The organism is Burkholderia sp. IT-111MI5 (genome assembly GCF_949752865.1).
In the GTDB taxonomy this organism is placed as follows: domain Bacteria; phylum Pseudomonadota; class Gammaproteobacteria; order Burkholderiales; family Burkholderiaceae; genus Burkholderia; species Burkholderia pyrrocinia_C.
Genome location: NZ_CATKIF010000071.1, coordinates 195,961 through 211,878, shown reverse-complemented (window position 1 = coordinate 211,878; position 15,918 = coordinate 195,961). Strand labels below are relative to the sequence as shown.

Sequence of the window (15,918 nt, the reverse complement as noted above, 5' to 3'; positions counted from 1 at the left end):
GGGTATTTTGCATGATTCGGGCAAGCTCACCCAGCCGGGAGATGCCCGGCTCCGACGCCTGCTACGCGCGGTGCCGCAGCGCATCGATCACGACGGAGAACGCGCGCGATGCCTGGCGGCGGCTCGGATAATACGCGTGATAGCCGGGAAAGACCGGGCACCAGTCCGGCATCACGATGCGCAGCGTGCCGCTGCGCACGTGTTCGAGTACGATGTCTTCGGTGACGAACGCGATCCCGAACCCGTCGAGCGCGGCCTGCACCATGTGCGGCTGCGTATTGCAGGTGATCCGTCCGTTCACGCGCGCCTGGATCTCGTTCCTGCCCTTCTTCAGCTCCCACGCATAGATGCCCTTCGCGGTCGCGAGCCGCAGCGTCACGCAGTCGTGGTCGAGCAGGTCCTGCGGCGTTTTCGGCGGCTTGCGACCGTCGAGATAGGCGGGCGACGCGACCATCGCCATCCGGATGTCCGGGCTGATGCGCACCGCGATCATGTCCTTCGCGACCTGGTCGCCGTAACGCACGCCGATGTCGTAGCGTTCCTCGACGATGTTCGACAGCCCGTAGTCGACCGACAGCTCGACGCGGATGTCCGGGAAATCGGGCAGCACTTTCCTGAGCTTCGGCCACACGATCGTGTCGATCGGATGCTCGGTGGCAGTGATGCGCACGACACCGGCCGGCTTGTCGCGGAAATCGGACACGGCGGCGAGCTTCATTTCGATTTCGTCGATGCGCGGCGCGACGGCCTGAAACAGTTCTTCCCCTGCTTCGGTCGTCGACACGCTGCGTGTCGTGCGCGTCAGCAGCCGCACGCCGAGCCGGGCCGCCGCGCGCGTGAAGCTCCGGTCGCGCGCCACCGCGAGAAACACGAGCAGATCGTTGAGGTTTTCGCGCGGCATGTCGGGCGGCTCCTGTCGAAACGGACGCCCATCCTAGCACCGACACCGCCCGGGACCGCCCGACGCGACTTCCGCCGATTCATCGGCGCAGCTTATAAGTCCAAGCGCGCCGTGCTACTTAATCGATCGGGTTCGAGCCGATAGACTGCGAAGCCTTCCGGTTCCCGCGCGGCCACCGCACGCGTCGGGACCGTCCACGCATTCTTTCCCGGAGCCCGCTCGTGAAACCTCTTCTTCGCTTTTTCGCAGTCGCGCTTGCCGCCTCCAGCCCGTTGCTCGCTCATGCGCTCGGGCTGACGCGCGAGCAGGTGCGCGAGGACATGATTCGCTACGAAGCCGCCGGTTTCAATCCGGCGCGCGCCAATCCGCGCACGTGGGTCGACGACGCACAGGCCGCGGCTGCAAGCGTAACCGGCGCGCGCGATGCCGGTGGCCGCACCCGCGTGGCCGATCGCAGCACGGCCGGCGCCCGCTGCGACTGACGCGCGTTTGCGCCGCGATTCCACCCGACCCGAGCCGATGTCGACGATGCAAGCCGCTTCCACCTCCGATCGCGACGACGCGACCGTTCGCCCCGCCGCATGGGGCGCCGTCCTCGCGATGGCGCTTGGCGCGTTCGTGCTCGTCGCGTCCGAATTCATGCCGGTCAGCCTGCTGACGCCGATCGCGAGCGACCTGCATATCAGCGAAGGCCGGGCGGGCCAGGCGATTTCCGTGTCCGGTGCATTCGCGCTCGCGACGAGCCTGTTGATCGCGTCGCTGGCCGGAAGGCGCGACCGCAAGCGGCTGCTGCTCGTGCTGACGCTGCTGACGATCGTGTCCGGCACGGTCGTCGCACTCGCGCCGAACTACCCCGCCTTCATCGCGGGGCGCGCGCTGATCGGCATCGCGATCGGCGGCTTCTGGTCGATGTCGGCCGCGACCGCGATGCGCCTGGTGCCCGATGCGCAGGTGTCGCGCGCGCTCGCGATCGTCAACGGCGGCAATGCGCTCGCGACCGTCGCCGCCGCGCCGCTCGGCAGCTTTCTCGGCGGCATCGTCGGCTGGCGCTGGGCGTTCTTTTGCGTCGTGCCGATCGCGGCGATCGCGTTCGGCTGGAAGCTCGTCAGCCTGCCGCCAATGAAAACCGCGTCACGCGCGGCGCCGGCCAATGCGCTGACGCTGCTCGCCCGTCGGCCGGTCGCGCTCGGCATGGCGGCCGTCAACCTGCTGTTCATGGGGCAGTTTGCGCTGTTCACGTACCTGCGCCCCTTCCTCGAAACGGTGACGCACGTCGGCCATACCGCGCTGTCGCTGATGCTCCTCGTCATCGGCGTGGCCGGTGTCGCGGGGACGATCCTGATCGGTGCGTTCCTGAAGAACGCGCTCTACCGGACGCTCGTCGTCACCCCGCTGCTGATGGCGGCGATCGCCGTCGCGCTCGCATGGTGCGGCGCGTCGACGGCGGCCACCGCGGGCCTGCTTGCCTTGTGGGGGCTGACCGGAACGGCCGCGCCCGTCGGCTGGTGGACGTGGCTCGCGCGCACGCTGCCGCACGATGCCGAAGCCGGCGGCGGGCTGATGGTCGCGGTCGTGCAGCTCGCGATCGCGCTCGGCGCGACGACGGGCGGCCTGCTGTACGACGCGCACGGCTATCGGGCGACGTTCGCGACGAGCGCGGCGCTGCTCGTCTTCGCCGGCGTGCTGGCGTGCGCGGCCGGACGCGCCGCCGTGCCGCGCGCGGCCGCCAAGCCGTGATACCGGCGGCTCGGCCCGGGCCTGCTCGCGGGCGCATCCGACGCCGACCCGAGCAACGTCGCCGTCTACGCGCAGGCGGGCAGCCAGTTCGGCTTCAACACGCTGTGGATGGTCGTCGACATGCTGACGCGATCCGGCTCGGTCGAATCGTTGCGCCCACAACGTGATGGCACGTGATGGCAGCCGGGCCGCCGGCAATCCGCCGCTGCCCGGCTGGCGCGCCCGTCACATCAGCCCGTCACATCATCTTGCCGCGCGAACGTTCGGCGCGTGCCGCATCGGCCGCCGACTCGACCTTCTTCACTTCCTCCGGCGGCGGCAGCACGGCCTTGAAGCCCATCGACTCGATCCACATCTCGCGTGCCCAGCCGCGCGTGTGGTACAGGTGGTGATCCTCATCGGCCTCGACCTCGTCGTGCGCGCCCTTCAGCACCTTCGCGGCATCGCCCGACAACTGGTCCGCCGCATAGCCGATCAGTTCCCAGTTCAGATGGTCCTTGGTCTCGGCGAGCACCACGCATTCGGCCGCGACGACCTGCGCGACGGCCGGATCGGCCTGCTTGCGCGCCTGCTCGATCACGTGGACGAGCGACTTCCCGGTGGCTGCCACCGCGCTGCGTCCGGGCGACTGCGCGTCGGGGTCCATGCCGAGCGCGTCGAACACCTTGCGCAGCACCTCCTGATGATGCAGCGTCTCGCGGTGGTACTTCTCCCATTCCTTGTGCAAATCCTCGTCGGTCGCGCACTGCAGCGCAGCCTCGTAGATCTTCGCGCCGCCAAGCTCGGTTTCATACGCCTGACAAAGCAGTTCGCGGATGCCTTCGTGCTTCTGTTGCCGGTGTGCCATGAATGTCTCCAGGATACGGCCGCGCATGCGGCCCGGGGTTGAACGGGCACGCGTTATTGCGCGCCCACCTTGCGTTCGAGCGCCTGCGCCATGCTCAGGTGATGCCTGAGCGTCGGCAGCGCGGTGCTCGCGAACGCGCGCAGTTCGGCGTCCCTGCCGTCGTGCGCCTCGCCTTCGAACAGCGCGACGGCCTTGCGGTGCGCATCGGGGCCGGCCGCCGCGACGTATGCGACGTCGAAATCGCGGCCGCTCTTGCCGCGCAGCGCTTCGACGTCCGGGTCCGCGATCTGATCGGCCTGCGGCTTCATGCCCTTGCGCGCGGCAATCTCGTTCAGCCGCGCGTTCGCCTTGCCGTGATCGGCCACCATGCGCTGCGCGAACGCGCGCACGTCCGGCGACTGCGCCTGCTTCAGCGCAAGCTGGCTCGCCTGCACCTCGGCCTTGCCGGCGATCGCGGCCTTGTCGATGAATTCCGCGTCGCTGCCTTGCGGCGCCTTCGCGATCCGCGCGTCGCCTGCACCCGACGACGGGTCGATCACACCGCCCGGCATCTGCGCATGCGCGAGGCCCGGGACAGCGAGCGCGGCGAGTGCCGCGATCGTCCAGTTGAAGTACTTCATGCGATTTCTCCTTGCTTGGGGGCGGCCGTGGTGGGCAACCGCCAGCCGCCGGCGATCGAACCGTCGTTCGGGCGCGACGTCCGGCCCGTCCCGCCGCTCGCGAAATCGGACACGAGCGGCACGTTGCAGCCGATCAGTTCGTCCTGCTCCCCGGCGCGGCGTCGTCCGGCCGGCGCACCGGATCGAAGTCGCGCCATTCGCCGTCCTGCCAGTCGCCTTCGACGCGCTCGATCGACATCGCGCCGCTCGCGCGCAGCACGCCCTCCGCCGTGTTCGCGGTATCGGACGTCACGCGCGCGGCCAGGATCACGCCGGTGTCGCTGTGCGCGAGCGCGCCCTTGCCTTCGGCGCGCTCGCCGCGCATCCGGCCGAGCGCGCCGCCGAACGCGCCGAGATACGCGCCGGCCAGCGCGCCGGCGGCCGGTACGAACCACTCGCGCACGCCGAGTGCGTAAACGGCCAGCCCCGCGACGGCGCCGATCAGCAACCCGCGCATCGCGCCGATCATCGCGCCGCGGCCGCCCGGCTTAGCCGCCGAGTCGGCATACACGTCGCCGCCGATCGGAAAGCGCGCGTGCTGACCGCCCGGGTTCAGGAAGAAGATCGACACGTCGTCCGGGCCGAACGCGCGTTCGTACAGATAGCGCGCCCCGCCTTCCGCTTCATCGAACGTCGTGAAGCGGCCTGCGACGATCATCGCCATGTTCGTCTCCTCGTAACGGTGCGCCGGGCGTACGGCGCGGCACGGCGGCGCTCACATCAGCCGCCCGAGTTCCTTCGACACGGACGCCGGCGTGCCGTATTCGCGATCGGGAATGCGCGTGAGCAGGTCGATCACGCCGCGGTCCGCATGCGCGCGCTCCGCGCACTGGACGACGTCCGCCTTGCTCGCCGGATAGTCGAGCCCCTTCAGCGTCTTCCGGATGTCGACCGGGCCCGGCGCCTTGCCGTGCCCTGCCTGGTGGCCGCCCTTGTCGCGGTCCTGCACCGCGCGCTCGCCTTCGTGCGAACGCGAGCGACTGAGTTCGTGGCCCGTATGCAATCGGGATGTCATCGAAGCCTCCTTCGGAAAAAATGCCGGGCTCGGCTCACGTGGAAGCGCGTCGCGAACGCGCGAGCGCGGCGACCACGAGCGCCGCGCCCAGCGCGACCGCACCCGCGACCTCCGGCCGCTGCACCACCGTGTTGTACGCGCAACCGCGCAGCACCGGCCCGTCCATGCCTTCGCGCTCGTGCAGCGCGTGGCGCGACTCGTACAGCGCGTTGTCGTCGCGCGGCCGCGCGGGCCGCACCGTGCGCTGGCCGCGCGAGAACAGCGTGGCCGCGACGCGATCGAACAGGTGCGGCGCGTGGTACGCGCTCGCCGACGCGAATTTCGCGGCGCCGCCGACGAACAGCGTGCGGCGCGCGTGCGCGGCCGCGAACAGGATCGCGTCGGCGACGAGGGTGGGGTCGTAGATCGGCGGCGGCAGCTTCGCCTCGACGTTCATGTAGTTCTTCGCGTGCATCACGAACATCGTGTCGATCGCTGCCGGCTTGATCAGCGTGACGGATACGGGCAGGTGGTCCGCTTCCATTTCGAGCCGCAGCGAATCGGTGAAGCCCTTCACCGCATGTTTCGACGCGACGTAGGCGCTTTGCAGCGGCACCGGCGCGTCGGACGCCTCGCTGCCCATGTTGATGATCGCGCCTCCGTGGAAATCGCTCTTGCGCCGGAAATGGTCGGACGCGACGAGCGACCCATGCACGACGCCCCAGTAGTTGGTATCGAACAGCCGCCGCTGATCCTCGAGCGGCACGGCAGCCGCCGTGCCGAAGATCGACACGCCCGCGTTGTTGATCCACGTGTCGAAACCACCATATGTATCGACCGCGGTCGCGGCCGCGCGCTGCAGATCCTCGATGTTGCCGACGTCGCCGGCGACCGGCACCGCGAGACCGCCGTGCTGGCGGATTTCGTCGCACAGCGTGTTCAGCGCCTCCTGGTTGCGTGCGAACAGCACGAGCTTCGCGCCGCGCCGTGCCGCCTTGCGCGCGGTGACGAGGCCGATGCCGCTGGTCGCGCCGGTAATCACGATCGTCTGCTCGCCGACCGGTTTGAGCATGCAGTTCATGACTGGACTCCTGTTACGGCGCCGACGTCACTTGGGCCGGATGGTCAGCTGATCGCGCACGCTCCGTACGCCGTCGAGCTGCTTCACGACGCCGACGGCCTGCGTACGCTGCTGCTCGTCGGGCACGCTGCCGGTCAGCGTCACGATGCCGCGCCGCGTCTTCACATGGATGTCGCCGGCCGTCAGGCCGCTCGTGCCGATGAGTTCGGCCTTCGCCTTGGTCGTGATCGTCGCGTCGCGGATCTTCGTGCCGGTCGTCGAATGCGACGACGACGCGGCGCTGTCGTCGCCGGCGGCGAGTACGTTCGGCGCGACCATTGCGCATGCCGTGGCCGCGGCAATCGCGACGGCCATGCCGATGCGCTTCGCGGGGTAACTGCCCGATCGCGCGGAACGGGCTTGCAGCGGGAATATCCTCATCGTGACCTCCTTTCGTCGGGCCGGCATGGCCGGCGGGCACGTGTCACCCGCGCAAGGCGCGTGCCGCGGCGCCGGCGCCGCATGCACGCGCGTGGCGCCTTGTGGAGGTGCTTTCATCCAATGCGTTGTAATTTTTTCGGCGTGTATCTGCCGGGCATGACGATTGCCCGGCGATGGGTAACGGGCGGGTAACAGGCGTGTATTGGGTGGGCAACGGGCGCGCGTCGACGCGCCCATCTGCATCGGCGGCGACATCATGCAGGGAATCGCATCGATCGGCGAACCCGCGCCGGCGCGGGAAAGATATGCCTGTGGAATCCTCGGCGCGACGGCGCGCTACCGCATGCGCGGCGTCAACCGTTGCGCTTCGTTATCTGCGCAATCTTGCGTGCCAGTTCGCGCACGTCGACGGGCTTGCACAGATAACCTTCGAACCCGGCTTCGAGCGCGCGGCGTTCGTCGGCGAGGCCCGCGTGCGCGGTCACGGCCAGCACCCGCAGGTCGGTCAGCGCACCGTCGCCGTTCATCGCGCTGCGCCGCAGCGCGTCGAGCAACCAGAAGCCGTCGCCGTCCGGCATCGCGAGATCGGACAGCACGACGGTCGGCCGCATGTCGGCGGCCACCGCGAGCGCTTCCCGGCCCGACGACGCGATCGCGACGGTCGCGCCGAACGTGGTCAGCGCGGCGGTCAGGCTTGCGCGCGTCGTTGCATCGTCGTCGACGATCAGGATGCGCTGCGTATCCAGCACGAGCGGCTCGTGACGGCCATCCGCCTGCGCGATCCCCCAGGCCATCGCGCCCATCGGCTGCCAGCCGGCCGGCAGCGTCACCGTAAACGTCGCGCCGCGATTGCGGCCCGCGCTCTGGACGGCCACGCTGCCGCCGTGCAGTTCGGCGATATGCCGCACGATCGACAGGCCGAGCCCGAGGCCGCGCCGCGACGACGCGGGCGAATCGTCCGCACGGCGGAACATGTCGAACACGAACGGCGCGAACTCCGCCGCGATACCCTGCCCGGTGTCGGACACGGTCAGCACCACGCGCGTATCGACACGCGCCAGCGCGACCGTCACGGCGCCGCCGCTCGGCGTGAACTTGAGCGCGTTCGACACGAGATTCGACAGCATCTGCCGCAGCCGCTCGGCATCGCCCGACACGATGCAGGTGGCCGCCGTGCATTCGAACTCGAGCACGATACCGGCCGACGACGCGGCCGTCTGGAACGCGCCGACCGAGTCGGAGAACAGCCGCACGACATCCACCGGCATCGCGTCGAGCTGCAGCTTGCCGGTCGCGAGCGACGATGCGTCGAGGATGTCGCCGACCATCCGCGTGAGCGAGCGCGCGCTGCGGTCGATCGCGTCGATCGCCTGCTGCTGCAGCGCGTCGTCGCCCGAGTTGCGCAACACCTCGACCCAGCCGTAGATCACGTTCAGCGGCGTGCGCAATTCGTGCGACACCGTCGCAAGCAATTCGTCCTTCAGGCGGTTCGACGTATCGGCCTGGTCGCGTGCATGGCGCGCGCGCTGCAGCGAGCGCAGCGTGCGCAGGTCGCGCAGGCGCTGCGCGCCGGTTTCGCGCAATGTCAGCGACAGCGCGACGCACGCACGCGCGTCGCCGCTCACCGGGCCCGCCGCCGCCGTCGCACGAAAGCGCCGGCCATCGCGTCGCACGCACAGCAGGTCGATCGGCCCGACCGGTTCGCGCATATCGTCGAACAATTCGGCGAACGGCCTGCGTTTCAGCCAGCGCATCGCGACCAGCGATTCGAACGCGCGCCCGAGCGCATCGCCTTCGTCATAGCCGAACAGGCGCTGCGCGGCCGGGTTCCAGCTGACGATGCGGCCGTCGGCATCGACGCCGACGATCGCGTCCGGCGATGCGTCGACCACCGCGCGCTGCAGCCGCGACGCGTCGACGCGCGAACGATCCGCGCCGGCATCGCGCAACAGCAGCACCGCGCCGTCGATGTTGCCGTCGGTATCGGCGATCGGCGACGCGACCTCGACGATCGGCACCGGCTCGCGGCCGTCCGCATGCAGCCAGTGCTGATCGGACACGACGCCCGCGCCGCCGAGCGCGCGATCGAGCGGCGTCGCAGGCACGCGGCGGCCGGCGCGATCGAACACCCGCAGCACGTCGCGCGCGGCGCGGCCCGTCGCATCGCCCGGCGTGCAGCCGACGAGTGCGGCCGCGGCCGCGTTCATGTACGTGAGCCGTCCGTTCGTATCGGTTGCGATCACACCATGCGGCAGCGCCTGCAACATGGCTGCGAGCCGCCGATGCGCGGCCGCTTCGCGCCGGCGCGCGTGTTCGTTCGTGAGTCGCGCGTGCCGCAGCATCGACGCAATCGCGCAGACGAGCGCGCCGACCAGCACGAGCATCCCGAGCCGGACGAGCCGCTCGGGCAGCGGCTCCGTATAGGCAGCCGGATCGGACAGGAACAGCGTCCACACGAGCATGCCGCTGATCACGGTCGCCACCATTCCGAACAGGAACGAAGTGGCCCACGCGGCGCCCGCGAGCAACGGATAGTAGAGGACGAACGGCAGGTTCACGCCGCCAAAGCGGATCGCGAGCGCCTGCAGCACGGTCGCGATCGCGACCAGCATCACGGCCGTTGCGTAATTCCCGGCGCGCATTCGCGAGAAGTCGATCATCGGATACGCTCCTGCCGCGCGACGACGATGCGCGACGCCACGCGGGAACGGGTGCACGGGCGCGGGCGCGGCGGCATCAGGAATCCGGCTTGTCCGCTTCGTCTTCCAGTTGCGCGAGCCGGTTGTAGATCGTCTTCAGGCTGACGTCGAGCACTTCGGCCGCCTGCGCCTTCACGCCGCCGCATTGCGCGATCGTGCCGAGGATCAGCCGCCGGTCGACTTCCTCGAGCGGCGTGCCGAACGGCACCGTCACGCGATCCTCGTGCGAATCGACCATGTTCGACAGCTCTTCCATGATCGGCGGCGGCAGCGTCTCGATCACGTCCGCATCGCTGAAGATGCTCGCGCGCTGCACGAAGTTGCGCAGTTCCCGCACGTTGCCGGGCCATTCGTGGGTCTTCAGCGCTTCGCGCGCGGCCGGCGCGAAGCGCAGATGCCGGCCGCTCTCTTCGTTGAAATGCTGCAGGAACGCGTCGGCGAGCATCGGGATGTCGTCGCCGCGCTCGCGCAGCGGCGGCAACGGAATCGGAAACACGTTGATCCGGTGAAACAGGTCGGGCCGCAGCTTGCCGTCCGCCATCGCGGCTTCCGGATCGCGGTTCGTCGCGGCGACGATGCGCACGTCGACGTCGATCTCGCGCGTCGAGCCGAGCCGCGTGAGCCGCCCCGTCTCCAGCACGCGCAGCAGCTTGACCTGCGATTCGACCGGCATCTCGGTGATCTCGTCGAGAAACAGCGTGCCGCCGTCCGCGCGTTCGAAGAAGCCCTTGTGCTGGCGCTCCGCGCCCGTGAAGCTGCCGCGGTCATGGCCGAACATCTCGCTCTCGACCAGGTTCGCGGCGATCGCGCCGCAGTTCACCGCGAGAAACGGGCCGCGGCGGCGCAGGCTCAGGTCGTGCACCGTCTGCGCGGCGAGTTCCTTGCCGGTGCCCGATTCGCCCGTCAGCAACACCGACGCCTCGGTGCGTGCGACGCGGCCGATCGCATCGTAGACGGTCTGCATCGCGGGCGAGCTGCCGAGCATGCGGCCGAAACGCCCGAGGCGCTTCAGCTCCGAGCGCAGCTCGGCAATCTCTTCGTGCAGCGCGGTCGTGCGCGGCACGCGCGCGAAGATGCTGTTCAGCCGCTGCATGTTCAGCGGCTTCACGAGATAGTCGGTCGCGCCGCGCCGCAGTGCGTCGATCGCGGTTTCGAGGCTCGCGTGGCCGGTGGTCAACACCATTTCGCAGTGCGATCGTTTCGGCAACGCGTCGAACAGATCCATGCCGTTGCCGTCCGGCAACACGAGATCGCACAGCACGAGATCGGGGGTATGCGTCGTGACGAGCGTGCGCGCTTCTTCGAGCGTCGCGGCCGTATCGCATGCGAGCTGTTGCGTGCGAGCGAGCGTCGCGAGCATCGTGCGCGTATCGGCATCGTCTTCGACGATCAGGACATAGGGCATCGAGGCTTCCTGGTGAGAGGCGGCCCGGCGCGGGCGCTGGCCGGTACCGCGACGGATATGCGGCGCAGCACGCGCGGCCGGCACATGGCGACGCCTTCCGCTCTGCACACCAATGAGCGGATCGGCCGTCCTGCAATGAAAAATGCTGCTTGGAAGTATAGGAGACCGCGGTCGCGCATTCATCGCCCATCGAATAAATCTATCTGTCGCGGTGGCCCGCATTGCCAGATTCAATGTCGCGCCGTTGGTATAAAAGGTAAGCTCCCTACAGGAAATCGACGCATGCCACGTCGATTTTTCATCAGACCTCCACAATATTCGGTCAAATCTTCCTGATTCGATATCGCGCCATGGCGAAAACCGGCGATGACGGCGCGCGGCTCTTCGGTCGCTCGCGTACGATCCAGGCCCTTTTACTGAAGGTGTCGCGCGTCGCGACCACGCACGCCAGCGTGCTGATCGTCGGGGAAAGCGGCGCGGGCAAGGACATCGTCGCGCGCCTGCTGCACGACCTGAGCCCGCGGCGGCGCGGGCCGTTCGTCCCCGTCAACTGCGGCGCGATCGCGCCCGACATAGCGGAATCGCACCTGTTCGGTCACGAAAAAGGCAGCTTCACCGGCGCGGTCGCACAGCATGTGGGCATGTTCGAAGCCGCGTGCGGCGGCACGCTGTTCCTTGACGAGATCGCGGAAATGCCGGGCGAGCTGCAGGTCAAGCTGCTGCGCACGCTCGAATCGAACACGATCGTGCGCGTCGGCGGCCACGAATCGATTCCGCTCGACGTGCGGATCGTCGCGGCCACGCATCACGACCCCGTCGAGGCCGTGCGCAGCGGCCGGCTGCGCGAAGACCTGTTCTACCGGATCGCAATGATCGCGCTGCATGTGCCCCCGCTCAGGCAGCGCGAGGACGACGTCGGCGATATCGCACTGCAGATCGTCGAGCGGCTGAACGCGCGGCACCGCACGAGAAAGCGCCTGTCGATGCAGGCGATGAAGGCGCTGCGCGCGTATACGTGGCCCGGCAACGTGCGCGAACTGCGCAATGCGCTCGAGCGTGCGTTCATCCTCGCGGACGAGCAGATCGACCTGCAACTGCCGCGCCGCCAGCCGCCGCACGAGGAAGTGCGCCACAACGCGATGACGCTGCATATCGGCACGACGCTCGCGCACACGCAGCAGCGCTTCATCGCCGCATCGCTGCGGCATTTCAACGGCGACAAGCCGCGCACCGCGAAGGCGCTCGGCATCAGCCTGAAGACGCTGTACAACCGTCTCGCGCTGCTGCCCGAGCACGAGCGCAGCGCGGTGAACGGCGCGGCGGCACCGAACCCCGGTGACGCCATCGCCACCACCAGCGCGAGCGCAGCCCCGCCGCCGGGCGCACTGAATCAGTGAGCACGGCAGCGCATCGCGCACCGGGTTCAGCGCGCCCCGTGACCGCGCATGCTCACGCCATCGCGCGGCACATCGCTGCGCACGTTTCGCACGCGAGCGCGCAATTGCGGCAATGATCGTGTGCGTGCAGCAGGCATTCGGTCGCGCACAGGTCGCACGCCTGCGCACACAGCGCGCACACGCTCGGCACGAGCGCACTGCGGCGCGCCATCGCGCCCGACGCGAAGCGGCACAGCTGCGCGCATTCGATATCGAGCGCGATGCAGGCCGCCAGCGCATGCCCGTCGGGTTCCGCGAGGCATGCGGCCATACACGTATCGCACGCGTGCGCACACGCGTCGCACGCAGCCATGCAGTTGTCGTATCGATCGTCCATCGCATCGCTCCTCGTTCCGGTTCGCATTCGTCAGGGTTCGAGCTGCACCTTCATCCGGCCCGGTTCGCGTGCGACCGCATCGGCCATATCGGCGATAACCGGGTCGGGCACCGTATCGATGCGAATGTCGCCCATGCCGTGAAATATGACGGCTTTCATGTGCGGCCCTCGTTGTCGAAAGCGGGACGGCGAACGTGACCGTCGAACTGATCGAGCAAGGCGCGCGCCCGGGCAACGGCGCTGGCGTCGGGTCAAACAGCGGCGGGTTTTCGACGAGTCGGGCGGCGCCTTCAACGCGGCAGCGCGAACGCGGCCTTCAGGCTCGCGACGATCATCTGCATCGCGATCGCCGCGAGAATCATCCCCATCAGGCGCTGCGTGACGGCCGTCACGCGGACGCACGACTGCGTGTCATACGGCGCGCAGCACCGCCGGATTCGGGCCGCTGTCACGCGGCTGCAATCTGCCGCTCCAATGCCGCTTCCGCCTTCAGGCTGTCGAGATCGCGGCCGATCGTCACGACCGCGAGCCGCGTGTCGCCGCGCCAGTACGCAATCGAGCAGTCGCGCGCGCCGAGGTCGCCGTCGATCTCGACGCGATCCCATTGCTCCGCATGCCCGACGTAGTTGATCGTCATGTCGTAATGCTGACTCCAGAAAAATGGCACCGCATCGAACGGCTGCTGCTGCCCGAGCATGTTGCGCGCCGCGACGATGCCCTGCCGCTCGGCGACGACCCAGTGCTCGACGCGAATGCGCTGGCCCGTCAGCGGATCGGGCCAGCGTGCGATGTCGCCGGCCGCGTAGATGTCGGGCACACTCGTCTGCAGGAAACGGTCGACCGTCACGCCGCGCTCGACCGCGAGCCCCGCGTCCTGTGCGAGCGCAACGTTCGGATGAACGCCGATGCCGACCACCACGACATCGGCCGGCAGCACGTCGCCGGTCGACAGCGTCACGCTGTCCGGTGAGATTTGCGCGGGCGTCGCGCCGAGATGGAACACGACACCATGCGATTCGTGCAGCGCCTTGATCGTGCCGCCGAGCGCTTCGCCGAGCACGTGTGCCATCGGTTGCGCATCGGGTGCGACGACATGCACGTCGAGCCCGCGCGTGCGCAACGCAGCGGCCGCTTCGAGCCCGATGAAGCTCGCGCCGACCACGACGCAACGCCGCGCCGTTTTCAGCTTGCCGATCAGCGCGTCGCAGTCGGCGAGCGAGCGAAGCACGCACACGTGCGGCAGATCGGCACCGGGCACGGTCAGCCGGTTCGGTTCGGCGCCCGTTGCAAGCAGCAGCGCGCCGTATCCGACGCGGCTGCCGTCGGCCAGCTCGACCGCATGCTGCGCGGGATCGATTCGTTCAACACGCGTGCCGCACCGCACGTCGATTCGATGGTCGGCGTAGAACGACGGCGCGCGCAGCGGCAGCCAGTCGGCATCGGCCGTGCCCGCGAGATAGTCCTTCGACAAATTGGGCCGATCGTACGGCGGATCGCGGTCGGCACTCAGCAGCGTGACGGGATGCGGATAACCTTCCTGCCGCAGCGTCACGGCGGCTGCGATCGCAGCGGCGCCGCCGCCGACGATCACCACCGATGCGGGCAACCCGGCCGCGTTCAGCGCAGGCGGCGCGGCGGCCGGCCGTGCATCGAGCACGACGGCGCGGCCATCGCGGCGTTCGACGCGCCAGCACGGCAGCCCGTCGAGCGCCGGCGCGCGCAGCCGCGCGCCGGTGCGCAGGCAGAACGCCGCGTGGTGCCACGGGCAGCGGATCGTGTCGCCGACCAGCAGGCCGTCGGCCAGCGGCGCGCCGTAGTGCGTGCATTGCGCGCCCACCGCAAACAGTTCGTCGGCGCGGCGCACGAGCAGCACCGCTGCGTCGCCGACATGGCCCTCGATCATCGCGCCGTCGGCGATGTCGTCGAGCGCGATGCCCTGCGCGAGATCGGGGTGTGAAGACGAGGAATCGCTTCCGGACATGACATCGCTCCCGCAGAGTCAGGTAACGATCCCATTATCGGCGTCCTTCATGAAAAGAACAGGTACAGACGCCCCGCAGCGCACGCAAACACGGACTGTAGCTTGTACGCGATCCATGACCGGCGTAGAACGTCATCGACGTTGCGGCGCAACACGCGGCCGCCGTGTAATCGTAGTTCCGCGCGTACTCCCGCGCGGCCCGCGCAATCCGCGTGCCGCCCCGCCTTCATTCCGTTACCAGGAGCGCTTCCGATGGCCACCGTCCTGTGCGTGCTCTACCCCGATCCCGTCGAAGGCTATCCGCCGCGCTACGTGCGCGACGCGATTCCGGTCGTCGCGCAATACGCGGACGGACAAACCGCGCCGACGCCGGCCGCCCCCGTCGGCTTCCGGCCCGGCGAACTCGTCGGCTCGGTATCCGGCGCGCTCGGGTTGCGCGACTATCTGGAAGCGCACGGTCACACGCTGATCGTGACGAGCGACAAGGATGGCCCCGGCTCCGAATTCGAGCGCCGGCTGCCCGAAGCGGACGTGGTGATTTCGCAGCCGTTCTGGCCCGCGTACCTGACGGCCGAACGGATCGCCCGCGCGCCGAAGCTGAAGCTCGCGCTGACGGCCGGCATCGGCTCGGATCACGTCGATCTCGACGCCGCGGCGCGCGCGCACATCACCGTCGCCGAAGTCACCGGCTCGAACAGCATCAGCGTGGCCGAACACGTGGTGATGACGACGCTCGCGCTGGTGCGCAACTACCTGCCGTCGCATGCGATCGCGCAGCAAGGCGGCTGGAACATCGCCGATTGCGTGTCGCGCAGCTACGACGTCGAAGGCATGCATTTCGGCACGGTCGGCGCGGGGCGCATCGGTCTCGCGGTGCTGCGCCGGCTGAAGCCGTTCGGCCTGCATCTGCACTACACGCAGCGGCACCGGCTCGACACCGCGATCGAGCAGGAGCTCGCGCTCACGTATCACGCCGATGCAGCGTCGCTCGCCGGCGCCGTCGATATCGTCAACCTGCAGATCCCGCTGTACCCGTCGACCGAGCACCTGTTCGACGCGGCGATGATCGCGCGGATGAAGCGCGGCGCATACCTGATCAACACCGCACGCGCGAAGCTGGTCGACCGCGACGAGGTCGTGCGCGCCGTCACGTCCGGGCATCTCGCGGGCTATGGCGGCGACGTGTGGTTTCCGCAGCCTGCGCCGGCCGACCATCCGTGGCGCACGATGCCGTTCAACGGGATGACACCGCACATCTCGGGCACGTCGCTGTCCGCGCAGGCGCGCTATGCGGCCGGCACGCTGGAGATCCTGCAATGCTGGTTCGACGGCAAGCCGATCCGGAACGATTACCTGATCGTCGACGGCGGCACGCTGGCGGGAACGGGCGCGCAATCGTACCGGCTGACCTGACGTAACAC

The 15,918-nt window shown here is 68.9% G+C and carries 16 protein-coding genes and 1 pseudogene; 5 read left to right on the top strand and 12 right to left on the bottom strand.

Annotated elements, in window-relative coordinates:
* Positions 1–61: 61 nt before the first annotated feature.
* Positions 62–901 carry a LysR family transcriptional regulator gene (locus tag ACM6JT_RS32385; RefSeq protein ID WP_414857965.1) on the bottom strand — a complete coding sequence of 280 codons (840 nt, stop codon included), beginning with the start codon at positions 899–901 and terminating at the stop codon, positions 62–64.
* A gap of 221 nt (positions 902–1,122) precedes the next feature.
* On the opposite strand from ACM6JT_RS32385, the gene ACM6JT_RS32380 reads away from it, so the two are divergent.
* The 3 genes and pseudogenes from ACM6JT_RS32380 to ACM6JT_RS32370 form a co-directional block, all read left to right on the top strand.
* Positions 1,123–1,383, top strand: coding sequence for a DUF4148 domain-containing protein (locus ACM6JT_RS32380; RefSeq protein ID WP_131949612.1), 261 nt, complete (start codon positions 1,123–1,125; stop codon positions 1,381–1,383).
* Between the two features lie 46 nt (positions 1,384–1,429).
* Complete coding sequence (locus tag ACM6JT_RS32375; RefSeq protein ID WP_414857964.1) at positions 1,430–2,638, top strand: MFS transporter; 1,209 nt, start codon at positions 1,430–1,432, stop codon at positions 2,636–2,638.
* Positions 2,639–2,785, top strand: a pseudogene (locus ACM6JT_RS32370) (divalent metal cation transporter); the annotation flags it as partial.
* Positions 2,786–2,876: 91 nt separating this feature from the next.
* On the opposite strand, the gene ACM6JT_RS32365 reads toward ACM6JT_RS32370, so the two are convergent.
* The 8 genes from ACM6JT_RS32365 to ACM6JT_RS32330 all read right to left on the bottom strand — a co-directional run bounded on the left by ACM6JT_RS32365 (position 2,877) and on the right by ACM6JT_RS32330 (position 10,743).
* On the bottom strand, positions 2,877–3,485 hold the full coding sequence (locus ACM6JT_RS32365; RefSeq protein ID WP_105391561.1) for a DUF892 family protein: 609 nt from the start codon (positions 3,483–3,485) through the stop codon (positions 2,877–2,879).
* Between the two features lie 53 nt (positions 3,486–3,538).
* Positions 3,539–4,105 (bottom strand): DUF4142 domain-containing protein, encoded by a 567-nt coding sequence (locus ACM6JT_RS32360; RefSeq protein WP_414857963.1) that lies wholly within the window; start codon positions 4,103–4,105, stop codon positions 3,539–3,541.
* A 133-nt stretch (positions 4,106–4,238) separates the two neighbouring features.
* A complete protein-coding gene (locus ACM6JT_RS32355; RefSeq protein WP_414857962.1) occupies positions 4,239–4,808 on the bottom strand; it encodes a hypothetical protein in 570 nt (189 codons plus the stop codon).
* Between the two features lie 51 nt (positions 4,809–4,859).
* The gene (locus ACM6JT_RS32350) at positions 4,860–5,159 is read right to left on the bottom strand and encodes a DUF2795 domain-containing protein (protein ID WP_034184478.1); all 300 of its coding nucleotides are present in this window, start codon (positions 5,157–5,159) and stop codon (positions 4,860–4,862) included.
* A gap of 34 nt (positions 5,160–5,193) precedes the next feature.
* Positions 5,194–6,219: an SDR family oxidoreductase gene (locus tag ACM6JT_RS32345; RefSeq protein WP_414857961.1), complete on the bottom strand. Its 1,026-nt coding sequence runs from the start codon at positions 6,217–6,219 to the stop codon at positions 5,194–5,196.
* Between the two features lie 27 nt (positions 6,220–6,246).
* On the bottom strand, positions 6,247–6,639 hold the full coding sequence (locus ACM6JT_RS32340; protein ID WP_414857960.1) for a BON domain-containing protein: 393 nt from the start codon (positions 6,637–6,639) through the stop codon (positions 6,247–6,249).
* Between the two features lie 353 nt (positions 6,640–6,992).
* On the bottom strand, positions 6,993–9,299 hold the full coding sequence (locus ACM6JT_RS32335) for an ATP-binding protein (protein WP_414857959.1): 2,307 nt from the start codon (positions 9,297–9,299) through the stop codon (positions 6,993–6,995).
* Positions 9,300–9,375: 76 nt separating this feature from the next.
* Entirely contained in the window at positions 9,376–10,743 is a 1,368-nt protein-coding gene (locus tag ACM6JT_RS32330; protein ID WP_034184482.1) for a sigma-54-dependent transcriptional regulator, read from the bottom strand.
* A 350-nt stretch (positions 10,744–11,093) separates the two neighbouring features.
* Between ACM6JT_RS32330 and ACM6JT_RS32325 the strand changes: the two genes are divergently transcribed.
* Positions 11,094–12,140 carry a sigma-54 interaction domain-containing protein gene (locus ACM6JT_RS32325; RefSeq protein ID WP_105391568.1) on the top strand — a complete coding sequence of 349 codons (1,047 nt, stop codon included), beginning with the start codon at positions 11,094–11,096 and terminating at the stop codon, positions 12,138–12,140.
* A gap of 52 nt (positions 12,141–12,192) precedes the next feature.
* Here ACM6JT_RS32325 and ACM6JT_RS32320 read toward each other — a convergent pair whose 3' ends face one another.
* The 3 genes from ACM6JT_RS32320 to ACM6JT_RS32310 form a co-directional block, all read right to left on the bottom strand.
* Positions 12,193–12,516 carry a four-helix bundle copper-binding protein gene (locus ACM6JT_RS32320; RefSeq protein ID WP_414857958.1) on the bottom strand — a complete coding sequence of 108 codons (324 nt, stop codon included), beginning with the start codon at positions 12,514–12,516 and terminating at the stop codon, positions 12,193–12,195.
* Positions 12,517–12,546: 30 nt separating this feature from the next.
* Positions 12,547–12,675 carry a hypothetical protein gene (locus tag ACM6JT_RS32315; RefSeq protein WP_414858024.1) on the bottom strand — a complete coding sequence of 43 codons (129 nt, stop codon included), beginning with the start codon at positions 12,673–12,675 and terminating at the stop codon, positions 12,547–12,549.
* Between the two features lie 289 nt (positions 12,676–12,964).
* Positions 12,965–14,497 carry an FAD-dependent oxidoreductase gene (locus ACM6JT_RS32310; RefSeq protein ID WP_414857957.1) on the bottom strand — a complete coding sequence of 511 codons (1,533 nt, stop codon included), beginning with the start codon at positions 14,495–14,497 and terminating at the stop codon, positions 12,965–12,967.
* A 252-nt stretch (positions 14,498–14,749) separates the two neighbouring features.
* Between ACM6JT_RS32310 and ACM6JT_RS32305 the strand changes: the two genes are divergently transcribed.
* The gene (locus tag ACM6JT_RS32305) at positions 14,750–15,910 is read left to right on the top strand and encodes an NAD-dependent formate dehydrogenase (protein ID WP_217589166.1); all 1,161 of its coding nucleotides are present in this window, start codon (positions 14,750–14,752) and stop codon (positions 15,908–15,910) included.
* Positions 15,911–15,918: the final 8 nt, after the last annotated feature.

Bases quoted from the DNA above. Each gene is read 5' to 3' on its own strand.
- ACM6JT_RS32385 (WP_414857965.1), bottom strand. From the start codon at position 901: ATGCCGCGCGAAAACCTCAACGATCTGCTCGTGTTTCTCGCGGTGGCG.
- ACM6JT_RS32375 (WP_414857964.1), top strand. From the start codon at position 1,430: ATGCAAGCCGCTTCCACCTCCGATCGCGACGACGCGACCGTTCGCCCC.
- ACM6JT_RS32365 (WP_105391561.1), bottom strand. From the start codon at position 3,485: ATGGCACACCGGCAACAGAAGCACGAAGGCATCCGCGAACTGCTTTGT.
- ACM6JT_RS32360 (WP_414857963.1), bottom strand. From the start codon at position 4,105: ATGAAGTACTTCAACTGGACGATCGCGGCACTCGCCGCGCTCGCTGTC.
- ACM6JT_RS32355 (WP_414857962.1), bottom strand. From the start codon at position 4,808: ATGGCGATGATCGTCGCAGGCCGCTTCACGACGTTCGATGAAGCGGAA.
- ACM6JT_RS32350 (WP_034184478.1), bottom strand. From the start codon at position 5,159: ATGACATCCCGATTGCATACGGGCCACGAACTCAGTCGCTCGCGTTCG.
- ACM6JT_RS32345 (WP_414857961.1), bottom strand. From the start codon at position 6,219: ATGAACTGCATGCTCAAACCGGTCGGCGAGCAGACGATCGTGATTACC.
- ACM6JT_RS32340 (WP_414857960.1), bottom strand. From the start codon at position 6,639: ATGAGGATATTCCCGCTGCAAGCCCGTTCCGCGCGATCGGGCAGTTAC.
- ACM6JT_RS32335 (WP_414857959.1), bottom strand. From the start codon at position 9,299: ATGATCGACTTCTCGCGAATGCGCGCCGGGAATTACGCAACGGCCGTG.
- ACM6JT_RS32330 (WP_034184482.1), bottom strand. From the start codon at position 10,743: ATGCCCTATGTCCTGATCGTCGAAGACGATGCCGATACGCGCACGATG.
- ACM6JT_RS32325 (WP_105391568.1), top strand. From the start codon at position 11,094: ATGGCGAAAACCGGCGATGACGGCGCGCGGCTCTTCGGTCGCTCGCGT.
- ACM6JT_RS32320 (WP_414857958.1), bottom strand. From the start codon at position 12,516: ATGGACGATCGATACGACAACTGCATGGCTGCGTGCGACGCGTGTGCG.
- ACM6JT_RS32315 (WP_414858024.1), bottom strand. From the start codon at position 12,675: ATGAAAGCCGTCATATTTCACGGCATGGGCGACATTCGCATCGATACG.
- ACM6JT_RS32310 (WP_414857957.1), bottom strand. From the start codon at position 14,497: ATGTCCGGAAGCGATTCCTCGTCTTCACACCCCGATCTCGCGCAGGGC.
- ACM6JT_RS32305 (WP_217589166.1), top strand. From the start codon at position 14,750: ATGGCCACCGTCCTGTGCGTGCTCTACCCCGATCCCGTCGAAGGCTAT.